General features: G+C 66.3%; 24 protein-coding genes. 22 read left to right on the top strand and 2 right to left on the bottom strand.

Annotated features, from left to right (window positions below; genetic code table 11):
• Positions 1–143: 143 nt before the first annotated feature.
• From GGQ74_RS00605 to GGQ74_RS00570, 8 genes are all read left to right on the top strand, one after another.
• A complete protein-coding gene (locus GGQ74_RS00605) occupies positions 144–1,418 on the top strand; it encodes a PAS domain-containing protein (protein WP_167939615.1) in 1,275 nt (424 codons plus the stop codon).
• A 247-nt stretch (positions 1,419–1,665) separates the two neighbouring features.
• On the top strand, positions 1,666–2,394 hold the full coding sequence (locus GGQ74_RS00600; protein ID WP_342448560.1) for a FadR/GntR family transcriptional regulator: 729 nt from the start codon (positions 1,666–1,668) through the stop codon (positions 2,392–2,394).
• 305 nt (positions 2,395–2,699) lie between these two features.
• The gene (locus GGQ74_RS00595) at positions 2,700–4,103 is read left to right on the top strand and encodes a hypothetical protein (RefSeq protein ID WP_167939613.1); all 1,404 of its coding nucleotides are present in this window, start codon (positions 2,700–2,702) and stop codon (positions 4,101–4,103) included.
• Between the two features lie 24 nt (positions 4,104–4,127).
• On the top strand, positions 4,128–5,294 hold the full coding sequence (locus GGQ74_RS00590; RefSeq protein WP_167939612.1) for an MBL fold metallo-hydrolase: 1,167 nt from the start codon (positions 4,128–4,130) through the stop codon (positions 5,292–5,294).
• Positions 5,295–5,393: 99 nt separating this feature from the next.
• Complete coding sequence (locus tag GGQ74_RS00585) at positions 5,394–7,226, top strand: CobW family GTP-binding protein (RefSeq protein ID WP_167939611.1); 1,833 nt, start codon at positions 5,394–5,396, stop codon at positions 7,224–7,226.
• A complete protein-coding gene (locus GGQ74_RS00580; protein ID WP_245168044.1) occupies positions 7,223–7,828 on the top strand; it encodes a MotA/TolQ/ExbB proton channel family protein in 606 nt (201 codons plus the stop codon). The genes GGQ74_RS00585 and GGQ74_RS00580 overlap by 4 nt, the downstream gene beginning before the upstream one ends.
• A complete protein-coding gene (locus tag GGQ74_RS00575; protein ID WP_167939610.1) occupies positions 7,821–8,252 on the top strand; it encodes an ExbD/TolR family protein in 432 nt (143 codons plus the stop codon). The genes GGQ74_RS00580 and GGQ74_RS00575 overlap by 8 nt, the downstream gene beginning before the upstream one ends.
• A complete protein-coding gene (locus GGQ74_RS00570) occupies positions 8,249–8,785 on the top strand; it encodes an energy transducer TonB family protein (protein WP_167939609.1) in 537 nt (178 codons plus the stop codon). The genes GGQ74_RS00575 and GGQ74_RS00570 overlap by 4 nt, the downstream gene beginning before the upstream one ends.
• 68 nt (positions 8,786–8,853) lie before the next feature.
• Here GGQ74_RS00570 and GGQ74_RS00565 read toward each other — a convergent pair whose 3' ends face one another.
• Positions 8,854–9,927: a TOBE domain-containing protein gene (locus tag GGQ74_RS00565; protein WP_245168042.1), complete on the bottom strand. Its 1,074-nt coding sequence runs from the start codon at positions 9,925–9,927 to the stop codon at positions 8,854–8,856.
• 140 nt (positions 9,928–10,067) lie between these two features.
• Between GGQ74_RS00565 and modA the strand changes: the two genes are divergently transcribed.
• Genes modA through GGQ74_RS00550 form a run of 3 tightly spaced genes read left to right on the top strand, consistent with a single transcriptional unit; the run spans position 10,068 to position 12,188 of the window.
• Positions 10,068–10,802 (top strand): molybdate ABC transporter substrate-binding protein, encoded by a 735-nt coding sequence (gene modA / locus GGQ74_RS00560; protein WP_167939608.1) that lies wholly within the window; start codon positions 10,068–10,070, stop codon positions 10,800–10,802.
• Position 10,803: 1 nt separating this feature from the next.
• Positions 10,804–11,460, top strand: coding sequence for a molybdate ABC transporter permease subunit (modB, locus tag GGQ74_RS00555; RefSeq protein WP_167939607.1), 657 nt, complete (start codon positions 10,804–10,806; stop codon positions 11,458–11,460).
• On the top strand, positions 11,457–12,188 hold the full coding sequence (locus tag GGQ74_RS00550) for an ATP-binding cassette domain-containing protein (RefSeq protein ID WP_167939606.1): 732 nt from the start codon (positions 11,457–11,459) through the stop codon (positions 12,186–12,188). The genes modB and GGQ74_RS00550 overlap by 4 nt, the downstream gene beginning before the upstream one ends.
• Positions 12,189–12,262: 74 nt before the next feature.
• Here the strand turns inward: GGQ74_RS00550 and GGQ74_RS00545 are convergent, their stop codons facing one another.
• Complete coding sequence (locus GGQ74_RS00545) at positions 12,263–12,613, bottom strand: LysR family transcriptional regulator (RefSeq protein ID WP_167939605.1); 351 nt, start codon at positions 12,611–12,613, stop codon at positions 12,263–12,265.
• A 259-nt stretch (positions 12,614–12,872) separates the two neighbouring features.
• Here GGQ74_RS00545 and GGQ74_RS00540 point away from each other — a divergent pair, with 259 nt between their 5' ends.
• From GGQ74_RS00540 to GGQ74_RS00490, 11 genes are all read left to right on the top strand, one after another.
• On the top strand, positions 12,873–13,892 hold the full coding sequence (locus tag GGQ74_RS00540; RefSeq protein WP_167939604.1) for a molybdopterin-binding protein: 1,020 nt from the start codon (positions 12,873–12,875) through the stop codon (positions 13,890–13,892).
• Between the two features lie 75 nt (positions 13,893–13,967).
• A complete protein-coding gene (locus GGQ74_RS00535) occupies positions 13,968–16,682 on the top strand; it encodes a molybdopterin-dependent aldehyde oxidoreductase (RefSeq protein ID WP_167939603.1) in 2,715 nt (904 codons plus the stop codon).
• Positions 16,683–16,778: 96 nt separating this feature from the next.
• Complete coding sequence (locus tag GGQ74_RS00530; protein ID WP_167939602.1) at positions 16,779–19,058, top strand: pyridine nucleotide-disulfide oxidoreductase/dicluster-binding protein; 2,280 nt, start codon at positions 16,779–16,781, stop codon at positions 19,056–19,058.
• Positions 19,055–19,270 carry a DVU_1557 family redox protein gene (locus GGQ74_RS00525; protein ID WP_167939601.1) on the top strand — a complete coding sequence of 72 codons (216 nt, stop codon included), beginning with the start codon at positions 19,055–19,057 and terminating at the stop codon, positions 19,268–19,270. The genes GGQ74_RS00530 and GGQ74_RS00525 overlap by 4 nt, the downstream gene beginning before the upstream one ends.
• A gap of 2 nt (positions 19,271–19,272) precedes the next feature.
• Positions 19,273–19,986 (top strand): DVU_1556 family methyltransferase, encoded by a 714-nt coding sequence (gene trsM, locus GGQ74_RS00520; protein ID WP_167939600.1) that lies wholly within the window; start codon positions 19,273–19,275, stop codon positions 19,984–19,986.
• The gene (locus tag GGQ74_RS00515; protein WP_245168040.1) at positions 19,973–20,443 is read left to right on the top strand and encodes a DVU_1555 family C-GCAxxG-C-C protein; all 471 of its coding nucleotides are present in this window, start codon (positions 19,973–19,975) and stop codon (positions 20,441–20,443) included. The genes trsM and GGQ74_RS00515 overlap by 14 nt, the downstream gene beginning before the upstream one ends.
• On the top strand, positions 20,430–21,809 hold the full coding sequence (trsS, locus tag GGQ74_RS00510) for a radical SAM (seleno)protein TrsS (RefSeq protein ID WP_167939599.1): 1,380 nt from the start codon (positions 20,430–20,432) through the stop codon (positions 21,807–21,809). The genes GGQ74_RS00515 and trsS overlap by 14 nt, the downstream gene beginning before the upstream one ends.
• Positions 21,790–23,124 (top strand): DVU_1553 family AMP-dependent CoA ligase, encoded by a 1,335-nt coding sequence (locus tag GGQ74_RS00505; protein ID WP_167939598.1) that lies wholly within the window; start codon positions 21,790–21,792, stop codon positions 23,122–23,124. Before trsS ends, GGQ74_RS00505 begins: the two co-directional genes overlap by 20 nt.
• Positions 23,121–24,173: an XdhC family aldehyde oxidoreductase maturation factor gene (locus GGQ74_RS00500; RefSeq protein ID WP_167939597.1), complete on the top strand. Its 1,053-nt coding sequence runs from the start codon at positions 23,121–23,123 to the stop codon at positions 24,171–24,173. The genes GGQ74_RS00505 and GGQ74_RS00500 overlap by 4 nt, the downstream gene beginning before the upstream one ends.
• On the top strand, positions 24,170–25,309 hold the full coding sequence (locus GGQ74_RS00495; protein WP_167939596.1) for a DVU_1551 family NTP transferase: 1,140 nt from the start codon (positions 24,170–24,172) through the stop codon (positions 25,307–25,309). The genes GGQ74_RS00500 and GGQ74_RS00495 overlap by 4 nt, the downstream gene beginning before the upstream one ends.
• Positions 25,306–25,938, top strand: a complete 633-nt coding sequence (locus GGQ74_RS00490; RefSeq protein WP_167939595.1) for a histidine phosphatase family protein — start codon at positions 25,306–25,308, stop codon at positions 25,936–25,938. The genes GGQ74_RS00495 and GGQ74_RS00490 overlap by 4 nt, the downstream gene beginning before the upstream one ends.
• The last annotated feature ends 15 nt before the right edge of the window (positions 25,939–25,953 follow it).

Genomic DNA, 25,953 nt, shown 5'->3' with positions numbered 1-25,953 from the left:
ATCCCTGCCGCAGGGCGACAAACGGCACAGATGTGGTGGGACCACCCTCCCCCAAAGTTGCGCCGCTCGCGTCGGCGGGCTACCACCGAACCTGCGGCGCGGCCATCTCCGCATCCGCAAATTCCGACGCTAAAGGATTTCCAATGGTCACACCCGGTGCACCGCACGAGGACGCGCTCCTGCCCATTCAGGAGTTTCTCTCGTGCTATCTCAATGCCACCCCCGCCCTGTTCTGGCGCATAGACATCGTGCGCAACGAAATCATCTTCCTCAACACCCACACCATACGCGGACTGGACAGCAAGGCGAGCCTGCTGCTGCGCAACACGCAGTTCGCCCGCGAAGTGATCCTCGACAAGGACTGGGAACGTTTCGAGGAATGTTTCGAGCTCGCCCGCAGACGCAGACCCTTCACCGGCGTGTTTCGCGTCAAGAACGCCGACGGCACCATCATCTGGCTCAAGATTGCAGGCATGCCGGACCCCGTGCTGTCCTCCTGCTCCATCGGCTTCCTCATGGACTTCACCTCGCAGATGAACGCGCTCCACACGCTGGCCGGGCTCCCCGGCCTGTCGGACAAGATAGACCTCTTCGACACGCCGGTGCTGCTGGTGCGCTTCCATGACCGCAGTGTGGCCATGGCCAATCAGGCCGCCTGCCGACTCCTCGGCTACGACGAGTCGGATATCCGCCGTCTGAACATCGGCCGCCTGCTGCGCGAAACGCCGCCCTGCACACTCCACGCCGTCTACGAAAACCTCATCTTCGCGGATAGCTGGAACGGCGAGCTTACGGTGACGGACCGTAGCGGCAATCGACACTGCTGCGACGCCCGCGTACGCGCCATTTCCCGCGAGGGCGAAAATCTGCTGTGGCTCTCGCTGAACCACATCCACCAGCCCGCCGCCACCTCGGAACGTCCGCTACGCATCAGCGCCGATATCCCTGAGGATGTCCTAAAAGCCATGTCCGCCAGCCGCACGCTCAAACAACTGCTGGAAGCCATGCTCACTGGCCTACCGGAAGGACAGGCCACGGACGCCATCATGCTCTCGCGCATCTTCATCGATCAGAACAAGGTGCAGGTCACCGGCGTGGGCACTCCCTTCGTCAGCGTGGCGGAGAACGATACCCACCTCTACGCAGGCTCCATCGCCGAAAACATCGTCCAGTTCGGTCTGGACTCGCTCATGGTCGAGGACACGTCCAAGAGCATCAAGCCCATCGACTGGGCGCTGTTCATCCCGCGCGGCATCCGCTCCTACTACGCGCGCCCCTTCTTTGAGAACGGCGTCCTGCGCAACGTGCTCATCTTCTGTTCCACCCACCCGGAAGGCTACAGCGAGGACGCCACGGCCACCCTCGACGCACTGTTGCCAAGCTTCGCCGAGAATCTGCGGCGAGTGCTCTCGCGCTAGCCACCTATCTGGACCAACCAGAACACAAAAGGCCCTTCCTTCACCGTCTCAAAACGGTCATAAGGAAGGGCCTGTTCCTTTTTCCAATCCCCGGCGATACAAAAGGAATGGCTCACAATTCCCCGCCAGTTCTCGCTTTCCGCAGCCCTCCGCCCCTATGCTCTCTTTTCTGGTCCAATCTGGCCCAACCAGTTTTCGAACAAAAATTCACAAACCCCTTGCCCAACCCGCAACCACTTTATATCGAATGGCGACGAGTCCACGACAAAGGAAACAACACGTAAAACTGGTTGGACCAGATATGTCTCTCGCTCAAAAGAATACCGTTTGCGAAAAGATCGCGAGCATGATCCAGCGCGGAAGGTTCTCCGTTGGCGACCGCCTGCCCGGCGAACGTCGGCTCGCCGAAATGTTCGGCAGCAGCAGGAACACCATCCGCGAGGCGCTCTGCAATCTCGAAACCATGGGATATGTGGAAATCCGCCGTCGAAGCGGATGCTACATCAAAAGCACCCAGGGCCGACTGGAGTGGGAGGCTCTGCGCTCGCGCGCATCGAGCCGCACCGCCGCCCAGATGGTCGAGGCGCTGTCCCTCACGGTTCCGGGCCTGTCCCGGCGCATGGCGGCCATGCATGGCGCGGCGGACATCGACGTACTCGAACGGGCCACCGCCCGCCTCGGGCGAGCCATCGTCAACCGGCAGCCCGCCGAGGTCGGCAGGCAGTACGTGCGCTTTTTCCTGACGCTGGCCGAAACATCGGGCAACGACTTCCTCACCCTGCTCATGCGCGAACTCGTCACCGCCGCCGACGGACTGGAACCGGGCGGCACGGGCATGTCCGAGGTGATCATCGACGCGCTGTTCGCCTGCCATGTGGAATTCATCAATGCCCTGAAGCGCGGCGATCAGAGCGCGGCGGCCACGCTGGCCGAAAACTGCATCGAGACCTTCGCCCGCCTTGTCGCGGCGGACTAGGAAATCGCGAAGCCGGATCCCAACCGGCAGGCGCAAGCACGAATCATGAGACGAAGAGAGTTTTTCAGCCGAATCTTCACCGGCCACGGCGCACCGGAGCAACCGGAACGAAGGCCCCTCGACGAGAGGGAGCTTTTCATGCGCGCGATGGCCATGGGAATAGATCCGGCTACTATCACGCCCGGGCGTTTGCGTGAACTGGTTCCGGACGCGGAGCCACCATCAACGAGAGTCAAGGGGCACACGGACGAAAACGGGGACTGAGCAAGCCCCCCGTCCACACACCTGCCAAGGAGCAAAAAGACATGGACAGCAGCAGCTTCAGCTATCTCGAAAGTCGCAAGCTGGTGAAACGCTGGAACGGGCCAATTCCGGCCCTGGTGAACACGCTGCTCATCGCGGCGTTCTTCTACCTGACCTGGTGGATTTTCCAGGATCCGCGCGGCATGATGCGCATGTACACCCCCTATGTGGGCTACATGGTCTGCCGTTGGCTTCTCATCCTGTTCATCTGGGTTGCCTACATCTTCGACTTCTGGCCCTTCAAGCGCTCGTGGCTGACGCGGACGCATCCATTGGTGAAGGGCACCGTGCTCACGCTGTTTAGCGTGGCGGCCATGGTGCTGCTCATCAAGGGATTCTTCGTGGACATCCTCGGCAACTTCGGCATCGCCTACTTCAACCCGGACCGTCTCATCGAGATGGGCATCACGGACTTCTACTCCATCGAGTACGCGGCCGAGGCCATCATGATGTTCGCGGCCATCGCGTCGTGGCTGTCGCCCAGCTGGGTGGTGGCCTGCGAGAACGCTCCGTGGGCCAAGCTCCGCCAGCCCGCGCGCGGTATCACCATCGTGCTGGTGACCTTCTTCTTCAGCATGATCGTCTACTTCCTGACCATGCACTCGCACATGGCCATTCTCTTCTACCCCTGGCAGAAGTACACGGCCATCTGCCCGCCCTACTGGGAAGACTTCGCCAACACCGTCTCCGGCAACTTCCACATCGCGTGGATCATGTGCTGCACGGTGGTGGTGTGGCTCTACGAGACCATCTGGGAGCGCTATCCCTTCAACCTGATCAAGACCGACTGGCTGCGCCGCACGGCGTCGTTCTTCGGCATCATCGCCATCGCCCTCGCCCTGTGCTACTTCCTCTACTACGCGCAGGATCTCGTGTGGGGTTCGACCATCCGCGGCACCCGCCGTCTCATGGCTCCGGACTGGCGCTGGCTGCACGTGGGTGAAATGGCCATCTTCTGGCTGGTGCCCACCCTGTACCTCAACTTCTACTGCGGCAACTGGCCCAACAAGTTCAGCCGCCCCGTGAACGTGTGCCTGCGTACGCTGCTGACCGCCGTGATGGCCGTCGTGGTCTACGTGATCTACTACAAGACCTCGCACCTGTTCCTCGGCACGCAGAAGGGCTTCTCCCATCCGCAGCAGTTCCCCATGATTCCCATGATCTGGCTCATCAACATCTTCCTGATCAACGTCTGGTTCATGGATGGCTGGCCGGGCTGGAAGGCCGTGCCCAAGACCGAGGCCGAGCTTGAACACGTTCACGCCGAGGTCGTCGCGACCGACGTGAAGTGGAGTTCCACCCTCGCCAAGGGTCTGGCCGTGGGCCTTGCCGCAGGCATCGCCCTGTACGCCCTCATCATCAACGTCCTGCCCTGGATCGGCGCGAACCTCACCATCATCGAGTAGGCGCAGGGAAGAAAGGAGCACATCATGAGCAACGACAAGAAAGTCAGCAGACGCGACTTCATGAAGGGCGCGGCCACCGGCCTGTGCGTGGGCGCCTTCGCGGGCATGGGACTCTATTCCTACAGCCCGTGGGCCTACAGCCGCCTGCCCAAGGTCCAGCGCAAGCTGGAAGACTTCGGCGCATGCCGTAGCGTCCGCGTGACCAACATCTCCGAGACCAGCTGGTTCAACAACGCCCACCTCATCGGCGACATCCACGAGGCTGGCGGCCTGCTGGTGAACCAGTACACCCTCAACTGGGCACCCTTCGCCAACGGCAAGGGTTCGGCCAAGGGCTCGTACGACGAGGCCATGGCCACCATCAAGGATCTCATCCCGCACGACCTCGAAAAGGCGTGGGAGATCCAGAAGGGCCTGTCCCTGCATCCCGAGAATCCGGGCGGCTACTCCTGCCTCATCGAGGTGGAAGCCCTCGACGGCACCATCACCAAGTACCTGCTGGACACCGGCTGGTCCTACGAGTGGATGGACGCCTCCTTCAAGCGCGAAGGCATCGACGAGATGCTCAAGGCCCACGAGATCGAGGCCCTGTTCATCTCGCACGAGCACTGGGACCACTTCTGGGGACTGCCCGTCACCACCAAGTACGACCCCAGAATCCCCCTGTACGTCCATGATGGCTTCTACAAGGAAGGACTGCAGTACATCAAGGACTGCAAGCACACCGGCGACCTCAAGGTCATCAAGGACCCGGTGACGCGGATCGAGTCGGGCATGGCGCTGCTCAAGTTCGACGTGCCGATCATCAACCGCGTGTTCGGCGAGACCTCGCTGGCCTTCAACGTCCAGGGCAAGGGCCTCGTGCTGATCTCGGGCTGCTGCCATCAGGGCATTCTGCAGTTCGCCGACTTCGCCTACACCAACCTGAAGTACGACAACGACAGGTTCTACGGCATCTACGGCGGCCTGCACATCTCGCCCTTCGAGGACTGGGACCCCAAGTACGACGACCTCGTCATCTCCCTCGGCAAGTGGGGATTCGAACGCATCGGCTGCAACCACTGCACCGGTCACCTCACCGCCAAGAAGTTCATCGAAGCCGGATACCCGGTGGTGCGCGGAACCGCGCGCTTCCGCTCCGCCTCCAAGGACTACCTCGGCAACGGCGACAAGATCGCCTTCGGCTGCTAGCGCCTCATGCGGGGGCGGCCCACCGCCCCCGCACCTCGCCCCCGGCCCGGACGCCCCTCCGGGCCGGGACAACTTTCACCGTCAGCACGAGCCATCGTCATGAATCTTTCCGCCATTCTGCCCCCTTCCCGCACCCGGACCGAAGCCCGCGCCCTGCCGCGCACGCTTGCCAACAGTCTCCTCGTGGCCTGTCAGGAGCGCCCCTTCAAGCGCCTCACGGGCTGGCGGGGCATGGCCCCCTGCATCGGGGGTAGAGGCTGGACCTGCCGCCTTGCCGCGCACCCCGGCATATACGGCGTCAGCGTGACCGACGCGCAGGACACCGCGACCGGCCCCACGGCCCGCCTGACGCTGCACTATTTCCCCACCCCGGACGAGGACATCCTCGAACGCATGCCGCTGGCCGCCGTGCTCGCCGCGACGCAGCCCGAATACCCAGCAGCGGTGCGCGAATTCGCATCGTGGCCCGATGGGGCGCAGTGCTTCGCCATCGCCTCCGTCAACCTCGCCCTCGCCGACAACGACGCCGCGCTGGGCCTGAGCCTCATGGCCGTGGAACACTCCCGCGTCATCGCCGAGGACGGCGTTCCCCTTCCCGACGGCGACGGCTGGCTCGTCGCGCCGGGGGATGCGGAGGTTGACCTCGCAGAGCGTGAGCTCGCCATGCCGCTCTTCGAAACGCTGGCCGCCGCGCTGTCACTGAGCCTCGGCGAACGCCCGACGCTCTTCACGCGCACAGAAAGGATGGAGCCGGGGCGCGAAACCATGACCCCCGACGGACGCCGCTTCAGGACCATGGACGCGACCATCGTCACGGACAGCATCGTCTGGGGCGACGCAACGCGCCTCCCGGCCGAAGACCTCTGCGCGGACGCACGCTCCATCGCCCATGGCGGTCCGGATGGCGAGCTGCCCGAGGACGTCCACAAGGCCCTGTGGTGGACCACGCACGACCTCGCGGCCCTCGAACGCGCGGGCGAGCACGCGGCCGCCTTCGACATGCGCCCGCGCCTCGTGGTCTTGAGCGGCTTTCTCGGCGCGGGCAAGACGACATTTCTCAACCAACTTCTCGAATACCACGCCAGCCGCGACGAAATGGTCGCCATCATCCAAAACGAGATCGGCCAGACCGGCGTGGACGGCAAGCTGCTCGAAGGCGACGACTCCATCGTGGAGCTCGACGAGGGCTGCGTGTGCTGCACGCTGGCCGGAAGCCTCGCCCGTGGCATCGAGCGGCTGACGGCCAGCTTCCACCCCGAGGTCATCGTCCTCGAAGCGACCGGATTGGCCAACCCGTTCAACCTGCTCGACGAAATCGGTGCCCTGCGTCACCTCGTGCGCTTCGATTCCGTGACCACCCTCGTCGATGCCGACAATGCGGCGCGTATCCTCGACGACTGCGACATCGCGCGCAATCAGGTCCGCGCGGCGGACATCCTCGTCCTCAACAAGTGCGACCTCGTGGACGACGCGACCCGCGCGGCCATCATCCGCCGCATCAGGGAACTCAACGCCCGCGCCCCCCTCGTGGAGACCTCCCACGCGCAGGTCAACCCCGCCCTGCTCTACGACACGGACCCCGTTCAGATCGCGCCGTCCGGCCTGCTTCCGAACATGCCGGAACAGCACCACGGCTCGCACGCGGACGAGGGCTTCATCTCCACGCGCTTCGGCTTCGCCGCGCCGCTTAACCGCGCACGACTCGTCGAGGCACTCGTGTCCTGCCCGCCGGAAGTCTTTCGCATCAAGGGCATCCTGCGCTTTGCGGACAGCGAGGAGCCGGAAGTGCTGCAATACGTCGGCGGGCGCTTCGAGTTGTCGCGCCTCGGCGGAGCGTTCGATGACGAGCCGTTCCTCGTGGCCATCGGCAGACCATGCGACCTTTCCGTCCTCTCGGCCCTGTCCGACACATGCGAGGGAGACGCGGCATGATGAACATCCTCGCGCAGGGCGGCATCATGATCTGGCCCATCATGGCGCTATCCGTCCCCGCGCTGGCCATCATCGCCGAGCGTTTCGTGGCCTTCACCACCACGGGTAGCCCCGCCGGTGACGCGCTGGAACGCATCATCGGCTCCGCGCTGCGCGGGGACGCCAACGCCGCGCTGTCCACGGCGCGCACCCAGTGCCCCGGATGTGCGGACATGTTCGAATCCATCCTCGCCACCAGTGGCCGCACCGCCCGCGAGCGCGCGGCCACGGCGGCGGGGGAGGCAATCCTCTTCCGCCTCGGCAGACGGCTCGATTTCCTCTCCGCCACGGCGACCGCCGCACCGCTCATGGGTCTGCTCGGCACCGTGCTCGGCATGATCGACGCCTTCTCGCGCCTCGCCTCGGCAGGAAGCGGCGTGGACATCACCACGCTGGCGGGCGGCATCTGGCAGGCTCTGTTGACCACCGCCGCAGGACTGACCGTAGCCATCCCCGCGCTCCTGGCCCACTCGTGGTTCCGCCGCCAGCTCGAAAAGCGCGCCTTCGCCTTGCAGAGCGCCGCCAATTCCCTCATCGACGCGCTGGAGGACGACAATGGTTGAGCTGACGCGCCGCCTGCCCCAGCAGGCCCGGCCGGACCTCACCCCGCTGCTCGACGTGGTCTTCATCCTGCTCATCTTCTTCGTCGTGTCGGCGGTGTTCACGGCGCGCGGCATGAACGTGGACCTGCCCGAGGCCGAAAGCTCACGCCCCGTCTCGGGCCGCAGCCTCGAAATCGACCTCGCCGCCGACGGCGGCATCCGCTGCGCCGGGGAGTCCACCACGCTTCGCGAACTGGGCTACACGCTGCGTACCATGGCCGAAGATCGCACCAATCCACGCCCCGCGCGCATCCTGTTGCGCGCGGCACCGGACGCGCACACAGGGCTTTTCGTCTCCGTAATGGACCTCGTGCGCCTGAACGGATTCGAGAATCTGGTCATCGCCACCCGCGAACCGGCAGGCGTAGGAGACAGGGCGCAATGATGTCCAAGGGCGTCTGGACCGCCTGCCTCGCCGCCTCGCTCGTCATCCACATCGCCATTCTCGGGGCGGACTTCCGGCACAGGACAGCGCATACGGGCAAGGTCATCGCCATCCCCATGAATCTCTCAGTGCCCGTCGCGGATACGCCGGCCGCAGGCATGAGCCTGCACGCCGCCGCCTCGGAACCGGGAGCTGAAAACGGCGAGGGCGACCACGAATCCCCCGAGGCCCGGCGCAAGCGCATCCTCACCCATTATCTCGGCCAGATTCGCCGCGAGGTGGAACGCATGAAGTTCCAGTCCGCCCAGGGCGACTTCCGACGCATGATCGGCAACGCCCGCATCGCCCTTGCCATCCGCGCGGACGGGAGCTTTTGCGATGTGCATCTGGCGCGTTCCTCCGGCGACACGCGGCTCGACGATACGGCTTTGGCCGCCGTGTGCAGCGCCAGCGCACGCATCCCCCGCCCCGTAGCCACCGGCACATCCGAATTGCACACGAGCATCACGGTCAAATACCAGTACGGCCTGTAGCCTCCCACCCAAAGAAAAAAGGCGGACAGCCCATGCCGCCCGCCTCGAAAAAATCACGCCCCGCTCATTCAGAGCGTATGCAACACCACAGATAGCGCCTTGAACGCGAAAATCACCCTGTCGCCGGGCGCAATGGGCATTCCCTCCAGTTCGGACTCGCAGACGAGGGCGCACAGATTCGTCCCGTCCACACCAACGGCCGACACCTCGGACAGCACACCGTTGCCGCGTACGCCGCTCACGGTGACGGCAATCCGGTTGCAGCCGCCCTGCGTCCCGCGCAGCACGTCCACATAGGGAGCCTTGACCGTCGCGACCACGGATACGCCCACAGCGATACCCAGCGTCTCAAAGCTCTCCAGCGTGATGACCGACCGGACGCACAGCCCGGCCGCCGTCTCCAGCGCCACCTCGGCCATGACACCATCCTTGCGGACCCACGTCACGCGGCCCCGGAAGGTGTTGCGCGCGCTGGAACGCACCGGAGCATCCTGTACGGCCAGCCGCCGCACGATGCCCTGCACGTCGCCCTCGGACCAACGCTGGAACACGGCCACGAGGTCCGCCGAGGACTGACCGAGCACCTCGCGCACCACGCCGAGGGGCACGCCGCTACGCAGCATCTCCACCGCCCGCGAGCGCCGCAGCACGTTGGGCGCACCAAGCTCGCGGGGCAGGCCGCAGTCCTCGGCGCGGGCGTAGAACATGCGCCGCACGTATCCGGGGTCCAACGAGAACAGACTGCCGCGCAGGCCAGCGCCAAGTGGACTGGCGAGGAAGCCCGTCAACTCGCGGCACACGGCGCGAGGCAGCGGCACCTCGCGCACGTGCGGCTCACGCCCGAGGAGCACGACTGCACGCTGCGGATCGAGCGCTTCGCCCTCGTCCATTCCGAGCACTTCGCCAAGTTTCGCCCCGCTGTGGCGAAGCATCAGGAACAGACACAACACCCGCAGACGCGAACGCTCGCGGTCGGGCCGCCCGGCCTGTGCGCACCAGCGGCGAAAGGACCGCTCCAGCCGCTCCAGCGCCTCGGCATCCAGATACCGCACATCCTGCGGCACCTCGAAGACATCACAGGGCGCAAGCCGCCCCCCGCCGCCTTCCGACAGCCGCGCGTGTGTCATCTCGTCACTCGTCATGATTTCTCCCTCATACCCCGTCATGGTCACGCTTCCCATAATCCCCGTGACACGGTTGTCCCCGGCTCGCCGGAATCCTAGGGTGCGAATCGCACCCTATCGGCAACCAGCCGCAATCTCAACTCTATGGAGTCGCAGCAATGAAACGCATTTTCGCCCTCGTGCTGGCCGCATGCCTCGTTCTGCCCGCAACGGCGCGCGCGGCGGACCTTCTGATCGCGCAGGCGGCCAACTTCATGCCCGCCATGCAGGAAATCATCCCCGCCTTCAAGGCCGCCACGGGTCTCGAAGCGCAGGCCACCTACACCTCCACCGGCAAGCTCTACGGCCAGATCACCAACGGCGCGCCCTTCGACGTGTTCCTCTCCGCCGACGAACGTCGCCCGGCCATGCTCCACGAGGCCGGGCAGGCCGACGCGCCCTTCGTCTACGCCAAGGGCCGCGTGGTGCTGTGGTCCTCCGACCCCGCCATCGCCTCCCGCCCGTGGGTCGAGTCCGTCAAGGACCAGAAGCTCGCGCGCATCGCCATCGCCAATACCGAGACCGCGCCCTACGGCACCTCGGCCATGGTCGCGCTCAAGGCCGTGGGCCTGTGGGACGCCGTTCAGCCCCGCCTCGCGCACGCCCAGTCCATCGCGCAGGCCTTCCAGTACGCGCAGACCGGCGCGGCCGACGCGGGCTTCTGCGCCTACTCGTCCACCTTCACGGACGCCGGTCGCAAGGGCGGCTTCGTGATGATTGATGAGGCCCCGGCCATCATCCAGTCCGCCTGCGTGCTCAAGAACGCCGAGCACCGCGACGCGGCACTGGCCTTCGTGAAGTTCCTCGCCACCCCCGAGGTGCAGTCCATCAAGGCGAAGTACGGCTACGAATAACATGGATCTCTCCCCGCTCTTCCTGTCCGCCAAGCTCGCGCTGGCGACAACGCTTCTCATCCCGATTGCGGCGGCGCCAGCGGCATATCTGCTGGCGTTCTGCCGCTTTCGGGGCAAAAGCCTCGTCGATGCGGTGGTCTCGCTACCCATGGTCCTGCCGCCCACGGTTCTCGGCTTCGGGCTGCTGGTGGCCATGGGTCCGCGAGGCCCCCTCGGCGGTCTGTGGGAGGACGCCACCGGGCAACGGCTGGTGTTCAGCTTCACGGGCATCCTCATCGCCTCGCTGGTCTACAACCTGCCCTTCGCCGTGCAACCCATGCGCGCCGCCTTCGAGAAGCTGGACATCCGGCTGCTCGAAAACGCCGCAGTGCTCGGCGTGTCGCCACTGGCCACATTCTTCCGCGTGGTGCTGCCCAACAGTCTGCCCGGCCTCGCCGCCGCGGCGGTGCTCGTCTTCGCGCACAGCCTTGGCGAATTCGGCGTGATTCTCATGGTCGGCGGCAGCATTCCCGGCACGACCAAGGTCGCCTCCATCGCCATCTACGAGGCAGTGGAAGCCCTGCGCTACGACGACGCGCTGTGGATGTCCGCCGCGCTCGTCCCGGTCAGCTTCCTCGCGCTGGTGGCCATCAACTGCATCAACCGGAGACGCCCATGACCCTGCGCGTGGACATCACGAAAAAGCTCGCCAACTTCACACTCGACATCGCCTTCGAATGCGCCCCCGGCACGCTCACCGCCGTGGTCGGCCCTTCCGGCGCAGGCAAGAGCACGCTCATCCGCACCATCGCGGGGCTCGAACGGCCCGACTCCGGGCGCATCACCCTTGGCGACGCCACATGGAACGACAGCGGGCAGGGCCTGTTCGTGCCGCCGCAGAAGCGCGGGCTGGGCATGGTCTTTCAGGACTACACGCTCTTCCCGCACCTCACCGTGGCAGGCAACGTCGCCTTTGCCGCGCGCGACAGGGCCTGCGTGCCGGACCTGCTCGAACGCTTCGGCATCACGCACCTCGCCTCGCGCCGCCCCTCGTCCATCTCCGGCGGCGAACGACAGCGGGCGGCATTCTGTCAGGCTCTGGCGCGCTGCCCGGTCATGCTCCTGCTCGACGAACCCTTCTCCGCGCTCGACGTCGCCACGCGAAACGCCCTGCGCGTCGAACTGTTACGGCTCAAGGACGACCTCGGCATCCCCATGGTCCACGTCACCCACGACCTCGAAGAGGCCTACCAGCTCGCGGACGACATCCTCGCCGTGGAAGCCGGTCACGCCTCTCCCGAGTGGCTGGAGCGGCAGGGCATGGGACGCCCGCGTTCAAACGGCGGGGCACGGTCCGTGGCGCCTGCGGACGACGGCCCGGCGCTGCGAGCCACCGGCACATTCTGATTTCGAAAAACGCGCGGGGGCGAAAGGATGTTCAATCATCCCTCCGCCCCCGCAACGTCGCCCCGCATATCCCTTCAGTCAAAATCAAGCGGAAGCAGTTCGCGCGCGCCGCGTTCGGCCTCGGCCCGCACGCGGGCGTCCCACGCCTCGAAGGCCTCCAGAAGCTCCCGCCCGAAGACGGACAGCCGATACCCGGCCTTGTTGCCGCCCTTCTTCTCCACCAGCGCGACGCCAAGCCCGGCCTCGGTCTTCTTGAGCCTGCCCCACGCGGCGCGATAGGACATGCCGAGTTCACGCGCCGCACCGGCCAGCGATCCTGTACGCTCCACTTCCCGCAGCAGGGCGGCCCCGCCCATGCCGAAGGCCGTTCCATCGGCGTCTTCCAGCCACACCTTCATCCGCATCCGCATCTTCGGACGTTCCACGGCACCTCTCCTCGCTTTTCTCATGATGCGCGGCCATGCCGCCTACCGCTGCATAGCATCCGTCGCCACGGCCTTCCAGCCGCAACCCCGCGAATATTTCCGGAAAATCCGGCGATTGGCATTGACTTGTTATGTTTCGCGGGACATATAAAAATCAAAATCAAACGGAATTACAGACGAATACGAACCTTTCCCGACGAATATCGACAGCCAACCCGCGCGACAGAACGCCGCGAGGACCATACGGAGCCGATACGCAATGATGAAAGCAGTTCCAGTCGAAGATTCCATTGGCAGTATCCTCTGCCATGACATGACCCGCATCGTCCCCGGCGAATTCAAGGGCCCCGCCTTCAGAAAGGGTCACATCATCCGCCGCGAGGACATCCCCGCCCTTCTCGAAATCGGCAAGGAGCACGTCTACGTGCTCTCCCTCGACGACCGCCAGCTCCACGAGGACGACGCCGCCCGGCGCATCGCCGCCGCCACGGCCGGCCCCGGCATCACCCTGTCCGACGTCTGCGAGGGCCGCATCAACATGACGGCCGCGCCCGGCATGCTGAGCGTCAACGTCGAGGCCCTGCGCCGCATCAATTCCATCGACGAGGTCGTGCTGGCCACCATGCACGACGGCCTGCACGTGTCGAAGCCGCGCCCCGTGGCCGGAACGCGCGTGGTGCCGCTAGTCATCGACGAAGGCAAGATCGAACAGGTGGAGGCCATCTGCGCCGAATGCGGCCCCGTGGTCAGCGTGAAGCCCTTCCGCCACCTGCGCGTGGGCGTGGTGACCACGGGCAGCGAAGTCCTTCACGGCCGCATCACGGACAAGTTCGGCCCCGTCATCCGCAAAAAATTCAAGGCGCTCGGCTGCGAGGTCATGGGCCAGAGCCTCGTCGGCGACGATCCCCTGACCACCCGCGACGCCATCATGAATTTCGTCAACGCAGGCGCGCAGATGGTCGTGGTCACCGGCGGCATGAGCGTGGACCCCGACGACCAGACCCCCGCCAGCATCCGCGCCACGGGAGCCGAGGTCGCCACCTACGGCTCGCCCACCTTCCCCGGCGTGATGTTCATGCTGGCCTACCTCGGCGAGATTCCCATCGTGGGCCTGCCCGGCTGCGTCATGTACTACGGGGCGAGCATCTTCGACCTCGTGGTCCCGCGCATCGTGGCGGGCGAACGCCCAACCCGCGCGGACATCGCGGAACTCGGCCACGGCGGCTTCTGCGCCGGGTGCGAGACCTGCCGTTTCCCCATCTGTCCCTTCGGCAAATAGTGTCCCGACGGTCCGGCGCCTAAGTGGCGCCCTTCCCATACGAGGCAACGCAGAAATCAGAAGGAGGATCATTCGATGATCAAACGGACCATCAACGTGAACGGCGTGGACCGCATGGTCATGGCCGACGGGGATGACGCGCTGGCGACGGTCCTGCGCGAGACCCTCGGGCTGACCAGCGTCAAGATCGGCTGCGGCACGGGTCAGTGCGGCAGCTGTTCCGTGATCGTGGACGGCAAGCTCAAACGCTCCTGCTCCCTCAAGATGTCCAAGGTGCCCGACTACGCCAAGGTCATCACCGTGGAGGGCATCGGCACCCCGAACCAGCTCCATCCCATCCAGGTGTCGTGGATGGCCCACGGCGCGGCCCAGTGCGGCTTCTGCACGCCGGGCTTCATCGTCTCCACCTACGCGCTCCTGCTTGAGAACCCCTCGCCCTCGCGCGAGGACATCCGCGACTGGTTCCAGAAACACCGCAACGCCTGCCGCTGCACGGGTTACAAGCAGCTCGTGGACGCCGTCATGGACGCGGCGGCCGTCATGCGCGGCGACATGAAACTCGACGACCTGCTCTTCCGCGTGCCCGAGGACGGCCGCATCTGGGGGTCCAAATATCCCCGGCCCACGGCCGTGGCCAAGGTCACCGGAACGCTCGACTACGGCGCGGACCTCGGCCTGCGCATGCCCGACGACACACTTCGCTGCGCGCTGGTACAGGCGGACGTCTCCCACGCGAAGATCGTATCCATCGACACCTCCGAGGCCGAGAAGATGCCCGGCGTGTTCAAGGTGGTCACCCACAAGGACGTGAAGGGCAAGAACCGCATCACCGGTCTCATCACCTTCCCCACCAACAAGGGCGACGGCTGGGACCGCCCCATCCTCTGCGATGACAAGGTCTTCCAGTACGGCGACGCCATCGCCATCGTCTGCGCGGACTCGGAAAAGAACGCTAAGGCGGCCGCCGCCAAGGTCCGTGTGGAACTCGAACAGCTCCCCGAGTACATGAACGCCTACGCGGCCATGGCCGACGACGCCATGGAAATCCACCCCGGCACGCCCAACGTCTACTTCATCCAGAAGATCGCCAAGGGCGGCGAGACGGCCCCCATCTTCGACAAGGCCAAGGTCATCGTCGAGGACGATTTCTACGTCGGCCGTCAGCCGCACATGCCCATTGAGCCGGATGTGGGCTTCGCCTACCTCGACGACGAAGGCAAGCTGTGCATCCACTCCAAATCCATCGGTCTGCACCTGCACGGCGCGATGATCGCCCCCGGCATCGGCATAGAGCCGGAGCGCCTGATCATGGTCCAGAACCCCACCGGCGGCACCTTCGGCTACAAGTTCAGCCCCACCATGGAAGCGCTGGTGGGCGTGGCCTGCATCGCCACCGGTCGCCCGGTGTTCCTGAACTACACCTGGTACCAGCAGCAGACCTACACCGGAAAACGCTCGCCCTTCTTCATGAACGTGCGCATGGCCGCCGACTCCGACGGCAAGCTCCTCGGCATGGAGACGGACTGGACCGTGGACCACGGCCCCTACTCCGAATTCGGCGACCTGCTCACCCTGCGCGGCGCACAGTTCATCGGCGCGGGCTACGACATCCCGGCCATCCGTGGCGAGGGCCGCACCGTATGCACCAACCACGCATGGGGTTCGGCCTTCCGTGGCTACGGCTCGCCACAAAGCGAATTCGCCTCGGAAGTGCTCATGGACGAACTGGCCGAAAAACTCGGCATGGACCCCTTCGAACTGCGATTCAGAAACCTCTACCGCGAAGGCTCAACCACGCCCACCGGCCAGGTGCCCGAGGTACTGAGCCTGCCCCAGATATTCGAAGCCATGCGCCCGCGCTACGAGGAAGCGAAGAAACGTGCCGCCGCGAAATCCACCGCAGAGGTCAAGCGCGGCGTGGGCATCTCCCTCGGCGTGTACGGCTCCGGCCTCGACGGTCCGGACTCGGCGGAATCCGAAGCCGAACTGAACGCCGACGGCTCCGTGACCATCTACGCCTGCTGGCACGACCACGGACAGGGCGCGGACATGGGCGTCCTCGGCACCGCGCACGAGGCGCTTCGTCCGCTTCGCCTCGCGCCCGAGCGGATCAAGCTGGTCATGAACGACACCCGCACCTGCCCCAACGGCGGCCCCGCCGGCGGCAGCCGCTCGCAGGTGGTGGTGGGCCGTTCCATCAAGGCCGCGTGCGAGCTACTCCTTGGCGGCATGCGCAAGGGCAGCGGCTTCCGCACCTACGACGAAATGGTCGCCGAGAATATCGCCGTGCGCTACAGCGGCAAGTGGACCGCCCCGGCCACGGCGTGCGACGAGAACGGACAGGGCAGCCCCTTCGCCTGCTACATGTACGGCCTGTTCCTCGCCGAGGTGGCGGTGGAGCTGTCCACCGGCAAGACCTCCGTGGAGAAGATGACCCTCGTTGCCGACATCGGCAGCATCAACAACAAACTCGTCGTGGACGGGCAGATCTACGGCGGACTGGCACAGGGCATCGGCCTCGCCCTCACCGAGGACTACGAGGACATCAAGAAGCACTCGACCATGGTCGGCGCGGGATTCCCCTACATCAAGCAGATCCCCGACGACATGGAGATCGTCTACGTCGAGACCGACCGTCCGGAAGGCCCGTTCGGCGCGTCCGGCGTGGGCGAGCTGCCGCTAACCTGCCCGCATGCGGCCATCATCAACGCCATCCACAACGCCTGCGGCGTGCGCATCACCAAGCTCCCGGCCCTGCCGGAAAAGGTGCTCGCGGGTCTCAAGGCGTAGAACCACGGTCCTACTGACAACGCCCGGCCGGAGCCGCCAGTTCCACGGCTCTGGCCGGGCCTCACCATCGAACCTTCATCCGGGAACGGAAACGACATGGATCAGGCGGAACTGCACCGCATCGAAGCCCGCTGCATTCAGGAGGAACCTCCCCGCTGCCGCGCGGCCTGTCCGCTGCACGTGGACGCCCGCGAATTCTGCACCCTGCTCGCCGCCGGACGAATCGACGCCGCATGGGCCGTGCTCTGCCGCACCCTGCCCCTGCCCGGCATCCTCGCCCGCATCTGCGACGCTCCCTGTCGTGCAGCGTGCCTGCGTTCGCAGTGCGGTGGCGGCATCGACATGGCGGCCCTCGAACGCTTCTGCGCCACATCGGCCCGCAAAACGCCACCCCTGCATCCCCTGCCATCGCGCGGAAAAAACGCCGCGATCATCGGCTGCGGCCTGCCCGCCCTCGCCGCCGCATGGGACCTCGCCAGAAAGGGCTTCGCCGTGCGCATCCACTGCCGCGCCATGGCAGACATCCCCGCCAGCGCATATCTGGAGGACTGCCCGACAGACATCGTGGAGCGCGAGCTGGAGCGCCTGCGCACACTCGGGGTCACCTTCGTGGAGGATGCGGAACCCGCCCCCAAATTGGTCGAGGCGCTCCTCGCCGCCACGGACGCCGTGTTCGTCGATCCCCGCGCGTGTCCAGCCGAGGCACTCGGCATTCCCGCGCCCGATCCCACCACACTCGAAACCACGCGCCCCGGACTCTTCGCCGCCCCCAGCCCCGCGCCGGGCACTTCGCCCGCTGCACTGGCCGCCCTCGGGCGCAAGGCGGCGCTGTCCATCGAGCGTCTGATGCAGGGCGCATCCCTCACCGCTGGTCGCGAACGTGAAGCCCCCTTCGCATCGCGACTGTACACAAACATTTCGGACGTCGCGCCCCTCGCGCCCGTGCCCGTCCCCCCAACAGGATACGACGACACCTCGGCCCGCGAGGAAGCCCGGCGCTGCCTGCGCTGCGAATGCATGGAATGCGTGCGCCACTGCGCCTACCTCGAACACTTCAAGGGCTACCCCAAGACCTACGCCCGCCAGATATACAACAACGCGTCCATCGTCATGGGCACAAGGCAGGCCAACACGCTTATCAACTCCTGTATGCTATGCGGACTGTGCGAGGAGCTCTGCCCCGAGCACTTCCCCATGGTCGCCCTGTGCCTCGACGCCCGGCGCGACATGGTCCAGCGCGGAAAGATGCCGCCCTCGGCGCACGAATTCGCCCTGCGGGACATGACCTTCGCCAACGGCGAATCCTGCGCGGTCGCCAAGCTCCAGCCCGGAACCACGACCAATCGCTGGGTCTTCTTTCCGGGCTGCCAGCTCCCGGCCTCGGCCCCGGACGCCGTGGAGCGGACCTACGCACACCTGCGCGAGACGCTACCCGGCGGCACGGCGCTCCTTCTGCGCTGCTGCGGCGCACCGGCACACTGGTCCGGGCGGCAGGACCTCTTCGCCGCGAGCGTGGACGCACTGCGCGCGGACTGGGAGGCCCTCGGCACACCGACACTCGTCACCGCCTGCCCCACCTGCGCCCAGATGCTTCGCGAGCACCTGCCCGAAGCGAATACTGCATCTCTGTGGGCGGTCCTCGGACAATACGGCATGCCGCCGTCGCCAGCCGTCCCGGCCGGACCGCTCTGCCTGCACGACCCGTGCACCACGCGTCATGACGACGCGCTGCGCGCACAGGTCCGCACCCTGTGCGCCGCGCTCGGCATTACTCCAACGGAGCCGAGCCTCTCCGGTCGCCTCACCGAGTGCTGCGGGTTCGGCGGACTGCTTGCCGACGCCAACGCCCCGCTGGCAGCCACCGTGGCCGCGCGGCGGGCGGAAAAGCTCGACGGGACGGGCCTCACCTACTGCGCCATGTGCCGCGACCTGCTGGCGCAGGCTGGCAAGCCCTGCCTGCACCTCCTCGACCTGCTCTTTCCGGCGGACGACACGCCGCCCACGCCGCGCCCCGCGCCGGGCATTTCCAAACGTCGCGAAAACCGCGTGCGCCTGCGCGAACGCCTCATGGACACCCTCTGGCGCGAAGCGAACGCCCCACGGCCGGAGCACGAATCCCTCGCCATCGCCTACACCCCTGCGGCGAAGGAAATCATGGAAAAGCGGCGCATCCTCGAAAGCGACGTGGCACGCACGCTCTTCGCCGCGAAGCGCGACGGGCACATTCTGGCCCGCGCGGGGTCGCCGCGCCGTCTGGCCACGCACCGGCCATCCACGGTGACCTACTGGGTGGAGTTTGAGTGCGACGCGGCGGGCGGCTACGTCGTCCACAACGCATGGAGCCACCGCATGCGCGTCTCGGGGGTGGAATCATGAGTACGCTGAAGGTGTTGAGTGAGGATTTCTCCAACTGGACATGCGAAGCCTGCGGCGAAACGCTCGTCCCCCGGCCCGTGACGCTCGACTATCTGGAAAGCCGCTTCCGCGTGGAGTTGCCCGCCTGCCCACGCTGCGGGCTGGTGCTGGTGCCCGAATCGCTCGCTCTGGGGAAAATGGCCGAGGTGGAGCGCCTGCTGGAGGACAAGTAGACATGACGGCCGACGGCTGCGCCCAACCGCTCTGGCGGCATCCGGTCCTTCGCGCCGTGGCGGGGCAGACCTTGCGCCCCGGCGGACTCGACTTCACGGATCAGGCCGTGCACCTCGCCCACATCCCCGGGGATTCGCGAGTGCTGGACCTCGGCTGCGGCACGGGCGCAACGGTGGAACATCTGCGTAGCCATCACGCATTGGCGGCCGTAGGCGTAGACCTCGCCATCCCGCAAGGGGCAAAAAAGGGTCTGCCCTTCGCGCAGGCCGACGCGCAATCCCTGCCGTTTCGTGACGCCAGCCTCGGTGCCGTCATCTGCGAATGCGTGCTCTCGCTCCTGCCGGACCAGCGCGCGGCGCTCCACGAATGCCGCCGAGTCCTCATGCCGGGCGGACGCCTCATCCTCGCCGATCTCTATCACCGCAGCATCTCGACAACCGCCTGCACCGCGACCACGACCGCACACAGCGCCGCAAAATCCTGCGTCACCCATGCTCTGAACATCGACACCCTGCGCCGCGACCTCGCCGATGCAGGCATGCGCGTCGTTCTCCTCGAAGACCACACACGCCTGCTGGCCGAGCTCGCCGCACGGATGATCCTCGTCGGGGCGTCCGACATCCTCCCCGAATGCCCGAGCAAGCGCCCCGGCTATCTTCTGCTCATCGCCGTCACCGACGGCATTCCCACGGAGGCCCACCATGATGATGGATGATCCCGGTCTGCGCATTCTGCAACTGGCCGGTGCCGGATACTGCTGTAGCCAGATCATCGTGAAACTCTTCCTCGACGATCTGGGCCGCGACAACCCGGACCTCGTGCGCGCCGCGCAGGGCCTGTGCCACGGCCTTGGCGAATGTTCCGGAACCTGCGGCATCCTCACCGGCGGTGCCTGCGCACTTGGCCTGTACGCCGGACGCGGCACGGACGGCGAACTCACCGACGAGCGCCTACCGCTGCTCCTCGAATCCTATGTGGAATGGTTCAGGGCCACGGCCACGGCCCGCCACGGCGGCATCACCTGCGGCGACATCACGGGTGGCGACTGCTCCGCGCCCAATCCCTCGCGCTGCGGAGTGCTCCTCGCCGATGCCCACGCCGCGCTGTGCGGCATCCTTGCCAACGCTGGCTTCGACATCACCACAGGGCGGGGGGACGATGACGCCTTCTGATTTCTGCTTCGACAGCGTGCCCACGGCCAGCGTCTGCCCAATCTGCCTGCGCCGCATCCCGGCCCGGCGCGTCACGGCTGGCGGCGAGACCCGCCTCGTCAAGGACTGCCCGGAGCACGGACGCTTCAGCACCCCGGTCTGGCGTGACAGCCCGTCCCTTGGCGAATGGTCGCGCCCCAAGACACCCTCGGCCCCGCCTGCCACGGCGACGGCCATCGAACGCGGCTGTCCCTTCGACTGCGGCCTGTGCCCGGACCACGGCCAGCACACCTGCACCGCGCTCATCGAAATCACATGGCGCTGCGACCTCGGCTGCGAGGTCTGCTTTGCCAGCGCCGGGGGTACTGCCCGGCCAGACCCCACGCCAGACGAACTCGACCATCTGCTGGAAACGATCCGCCCCAGCGCCGGGGCCTGCAACATCCAGCTCTCCGGCGGCGAACCCGCCGTGCGCGACGACCTGCCCCGCATCGCCGCCATGGCCAAGGCTCACGGGTTTCCCTTCGTGCAGGTCAACACCAACGGCCTTCGCGTCGGGCGCGAACGCGACCTCGCCGCACGCTGGGCCGAGGGCGGCGTGGATTCGGCATTTCTGCAATTCGACGGCACCCGCGACGACATCCACCGCGCCATCCGGGGCCGCGAACTGCTGGACATCAAACTCGCCGCCATCGAAAACCTCACTGCGGCGGGCATCGGCGTGGTCCTTGTGCCCACGGTCATCCCCGGCGTCAACGACGACAACCTCGGCGACATCCTGCGCCTCGCGGCGTCGCTGTCACCGGGGGTGCGCGGCGTGCACTTCCAGCCCATCAGCTACTTCGGGCGCTATCCGCAGGCCCCGGCGGACAGCCTACGCATCACGCTTCCAGAAATCATGACCGCACTGGAACGCCAGACCGACGGAGCCATCCGCGCCACGGACTTCCAGCCCCCGGCCTGCGAGCACGCGCACTGCTCGTTCCACGGCAACTATCTCGTCATGGAGGACGGACGCCTCGAACGGCTCTCCGGCGGGCGCTCGGCCTGCTGCTGCACGCCTCACCCCGCCGCCGAGGGAGCCGAGCAGTCACGCGCCTTCGTCCGCCGCCAGTGGGCCGCGCCCGACGCGCCACCAACCGCCACCGCGCCGGAACCCGCCGACGATCTGGACCGCTTCATCGCCCGTGCGCGCACGCACATCCTCGCCGTGTCGGGCATGGCCTTTCAGGACGCATGGACTCTCGACCTCGAACGCCTGAAGGGCTGCTGCATCCATGTGGCGGCACCGGACGGCAGGCTCGTCCCCTTCTGCGCCTACAACCTCACGGCCGCGGACGGGACCGCGCTGTACAGGAGCACGCAGCATGCCGCGTCCACCACTTGACCGCTGGCTCGTCTCGCGCATGGGGCTGCCGCCCGACGCCCCAACGCCGGACCGCGACACCCTTCGCGAATGGCAGTTCCGTCAACTGCGTCGAACCATCGCCCACGCCCGATGCGCCAGCCCCTTCTATGCTCGCCGTCTTGCGCGGGTCGATCCCGACGCGGTGCGCACACCACAGGCCCTCGCCATGCTTCCGCGAACCTCCGCCGATGACCTGCGCACCCGCCCCGAAGATTTCCTGTGCGTCTCGCAGGACGACGTGGCCCGTGTGGTCACGCTGTCCAGTTCCGGCTCAAGCGGCGCGCCCAAGCGCTTCTTCTTCACGTCCGGAGACCTCGAACGCACCATCGAATTCTTCCGCCACGGCATGGAGTCCATTGTCCCGCCCGACGAAACGGTCCTCGCGCTTCTGCCCGGAAACCGTCCCGGCGGCGTGGGCAAGCTCTTCGCGGAGGCCGTGGCACGGCGTGGGGCGACGGCCGTCTTCGCGGACGATGCGTCGAACATCCCCGACGTACTCGACCTGCTGTGGACATCGCGGGCCTCGTGCATCATCGGGTCCCCCGTCCACGTGCAGGCAGTGGCCAAGCTCTGGCGGCATCTCGGGCTGGAGCGGGGCATCATCCGTTCCGCGCTCATGTGCTGGGACACCCTGTCCGGCGCGGCGGCGACCACCATCGCCCGCGCCTTCGGCTGTGACATATTCACCCACTGGGGCATGACGGAAACCTGCCTCGGCGGGGCGGTGGACTGCGCCGCCGGCTCCGGCATGCATCTTCGCGAACCGGACTTTCTCATGGAAATTACGGACCAGGATACCGGGCTTCCCGTCCCCGACGGCGTCTACGGCGAAATCGTCATCACCACGCTCTCGCGACGAGCCATGCCCCTCATCCGTTACCGCACGGGCGACATGGGCCGCCTCGTCCCCGGAACCTGCGCCTGCGGCTCGCCCCTGCGGCGACTGGCCGATGTCCCCGGCCGCATCGGCCACGCTACCATCCTACCGGACAACACACCGCTTCATCAGGCGGAACTGGACGAACTGCTCCTGCGCATTCCCGACGTACTCGACCTACAGGCCAGCCTCAACCCGGCCCGCCCCGTGCTGACACTGGAGATAGACACACTGCCCGGGGCAGACCCCTCGCGCACGGTACGAAACGCCGCCGCGCTCATCCCGAAGATCGTCCACGCCCGCCAAACATGCGGCCTCACCATCGAGACATGCGTTCGCCACAGCGACGGACGCATCGGCTCGGGCTTCGAAAAACGCGCCATCACCTCTTCCACACCGGAGGTTGCAACCACATGAAACAGCTCATCCGCAACATTCGCCAGCATCTCGAAGCGGGCGAAGACCTCGTCATCGCCACCATCATCGACAACTCCGGCTCCACACCGCGCACATCGGGCAGTAAGATGCTCGTCTTCCGCGACGGCTGCATCGACGGCTCTGTTGGCGGCGGCATCGTGGAAGCCATGGTCCAGCGCGCCGCGGCCGAACTCTTCACGCAGGGCGACTGCGCCGCGGCGTTCCGGGAGTTCGACCTCTCCAACGAGTTGGCCGCGCGTTCGGACATGATCTGCGGCGGCAGGATATCCGTGCTGCTGGAGCATCTTCCATCCAGCAGCTGGGCCAGCGCGGCCTACACGGCGCTGGACGACAGGCTACGCCACGGCCAGCGCGCCGTCCTCTTCACCCGCATAGACAAAGGCGACACGTCGCGCATCTCCGGGCGCACAGTTCTGTCCGACAGCCAGCCCGTGCCCGACTGGCCGGAACTCCCCGCCGACGAAGCCACCACGCTGCGCAACGCATCCCTCACCGCAGGCAAGCCGGTGCTGAGCATGCGAAACGGCCAGTGCTACATGGCCGAATCCTTCCTCCCCCTGCCAAGTCTGTACATCTTCGGCGCGGGGCACGTCTCCCGCCCCACGGCGAGCCTTGCCGCGTCGGTGGGATTCCGGACCATCGTCCTCGACGACCGCGCGGAATTCGCCTGCGACGAACGCTTCCCGAACGCCGACGAAATCCGCGTCCTGCCGGACTTTCATGACCAGTTCAAGCAGCTTGGCCTCGGCGAGGATTCCTTCATCGTCATCGTCACGCGCGGGCACATGCACGACAAGACCGTGCTAGCGCAGGCCCTGCGGACCCCCGCCCGCTACGTCGGCATGATCGGCAGTATCCGCAAGCGCGACGCCATCTACGACGCCCTGCGCGCGGAAGGCTTCACGCAGGCGGATATCGACCGCTGCCACTGCCCCATCGGACTCTCCATCGGAGCGCAGACGCCGGAGGAAATCGCCGTGAGTATCATCTCCGAACTCATCATGAAACGCGCGGAGGCGCGAAAGTGAACATAACGGCCATCGTGCCCGCTGCCGGGCAATCCTCGCGCATGGGACGGCTCAAGGCGCTCATGCCCCTCGGACACGGCAGCGTCCTGTCCTGCGTGGTCGAAGCGCTACGCACGGCTGGCGTCATCGACATCATCGTGGTCACCGGGCACGCCGCCGAAGACATCGAGCAAGCGGCGTGGGGCGTCCATGCCCACACGGCCCACAACCCGGACCACGCGCATGGCATGTTCAGCTCCATCACGGCAGGCATGGACGCTCTGCCCACCGATGTGGACGGATTCCTCGTCCTGCCGGTGGATATTCCGCTGGTGCGCAGCGAAAGCATCCGTGCTCTGCTTGAGGACTTCGACCGCGCCCATGCCCCGGTGACCTATCCGACGTTTCGAGGCGAGCGAGGGCATCCGCCGCTCATCCGTGCCGATCTGCGCGATGCCATCCTCGCGCATGACGGCGCAAACGGCCTGCGCGGCGCTCTCGAACGCTTCGACGCGCAGGCCAATGACATCGCCGTGCCGGACAGCGGCATTCTCCTCGACCTCGACACGCCCGCAGACTACGTGGCGGCGCGCAACCTCGCCCAGCACCGCGCAACGCCCACCACTGACGAATGCCTCGCACTATGGGACATGGCCGACACCGCGCCCGACACCCGCGAGCACTGTCGTGTGGTGGCGCAGGCGGCGCGCATCATGGCCGAAGCGCTGAACAGAACCCGACGGGACGCTCCACCGCTGGACACGGAAATGGCCCACGCCGCAGCGCTGCTGCACGATCTCGCCAAGGGGCGGCACCATCACGAAGCGGCCGGAGCGGAACTCTTGAAGACATGGGGATTCGACGCCATCGCGGAAATTGTCGGGGCGCACCGCGACATTTCACTCCCAGAAGACGCGCCGATCACGGAACGGGAAATCGTCTTTCTCGCGGACAAGTTCGTCAGCGGCACGCGCATCGTCACCATCAACGAGCGCTACGGCGAGCGCCTGCGGCAATGGCTGCGCGATCCGGCGGCGAGCCGCGCCATCCGCGAGCGCCTCTCGCGTGCGCGCGCCCTGTGTACCCGCTTCGAGACCGAGGCACGTGTCCACATGCCGGACTTGCTCATCGAGGCGATACCGGAGTTGGAAGGATGATCATCCTGGTCAGACATGGAGAGGCGGAAAACGCCGCCGGGCGTGCCATCGGCAGAACGGACCCGCCGCTTTCGCCACGCGGCGAGGAGCAGGCACTGCGAGCCGCAGAGGCGCTTCGCGACGTGGAAATCAGCACCATCGTCACAAGCCCCCTCTCGCGCACGCGACGCACGGCGGACGTTATCGGCGGGGTGTGTGGCCTTGAACCGCTGCTGCGCCCGGCCCTCGCTGAAATCGACCTCGGCGAGTGGGACGGCATGCGGTTCGAGGATATCCGCAACACACGCCCAGCGGAATTCGCGGCGCGCGGGCGAGACATCGCGGGCTATCGCCCACCCGGCGGCGAGAGCTTCACGGACCTCGCACGGCGCGTCATGCCGGAATTCGAGGCACTATGCGCCATGCCGGGAACAACGCTCGCCGTGACGCACGCGGGAGTCATCCGGGTCATCCTCGCGCAGACGCTCGGCATGCCCCTCGCGAAGATCTTCGCCCTAACACCGCTCCACTGCCACATGACCATCATCGACACGACACGCGCCACACCACGCCTCACGGCCTTCAACCTCCCGCCAACGACAGAGGCGGTGACCGTAACAGTGGCAACGCTGACCAACATCCAAGGATAAGCGAGATCCAACCGC

Origin of the sequence: Desulfobaculum xiamenense (assembly GCF_011927665.1) — a bacterium.
Taxonomy (GTDB): domain Bacteria; phylum Desulfobacterota; class Desulfovibrionia; order Desulfovibrionales; family Desulfovibrionaceae; genus Desulfobaculum; species Desulfobaculum xiamenense.
Note: the sequence above shows the minus strand (reverse complement) of the source record. Positions and strands in the feature narration are given on the sequence as shown.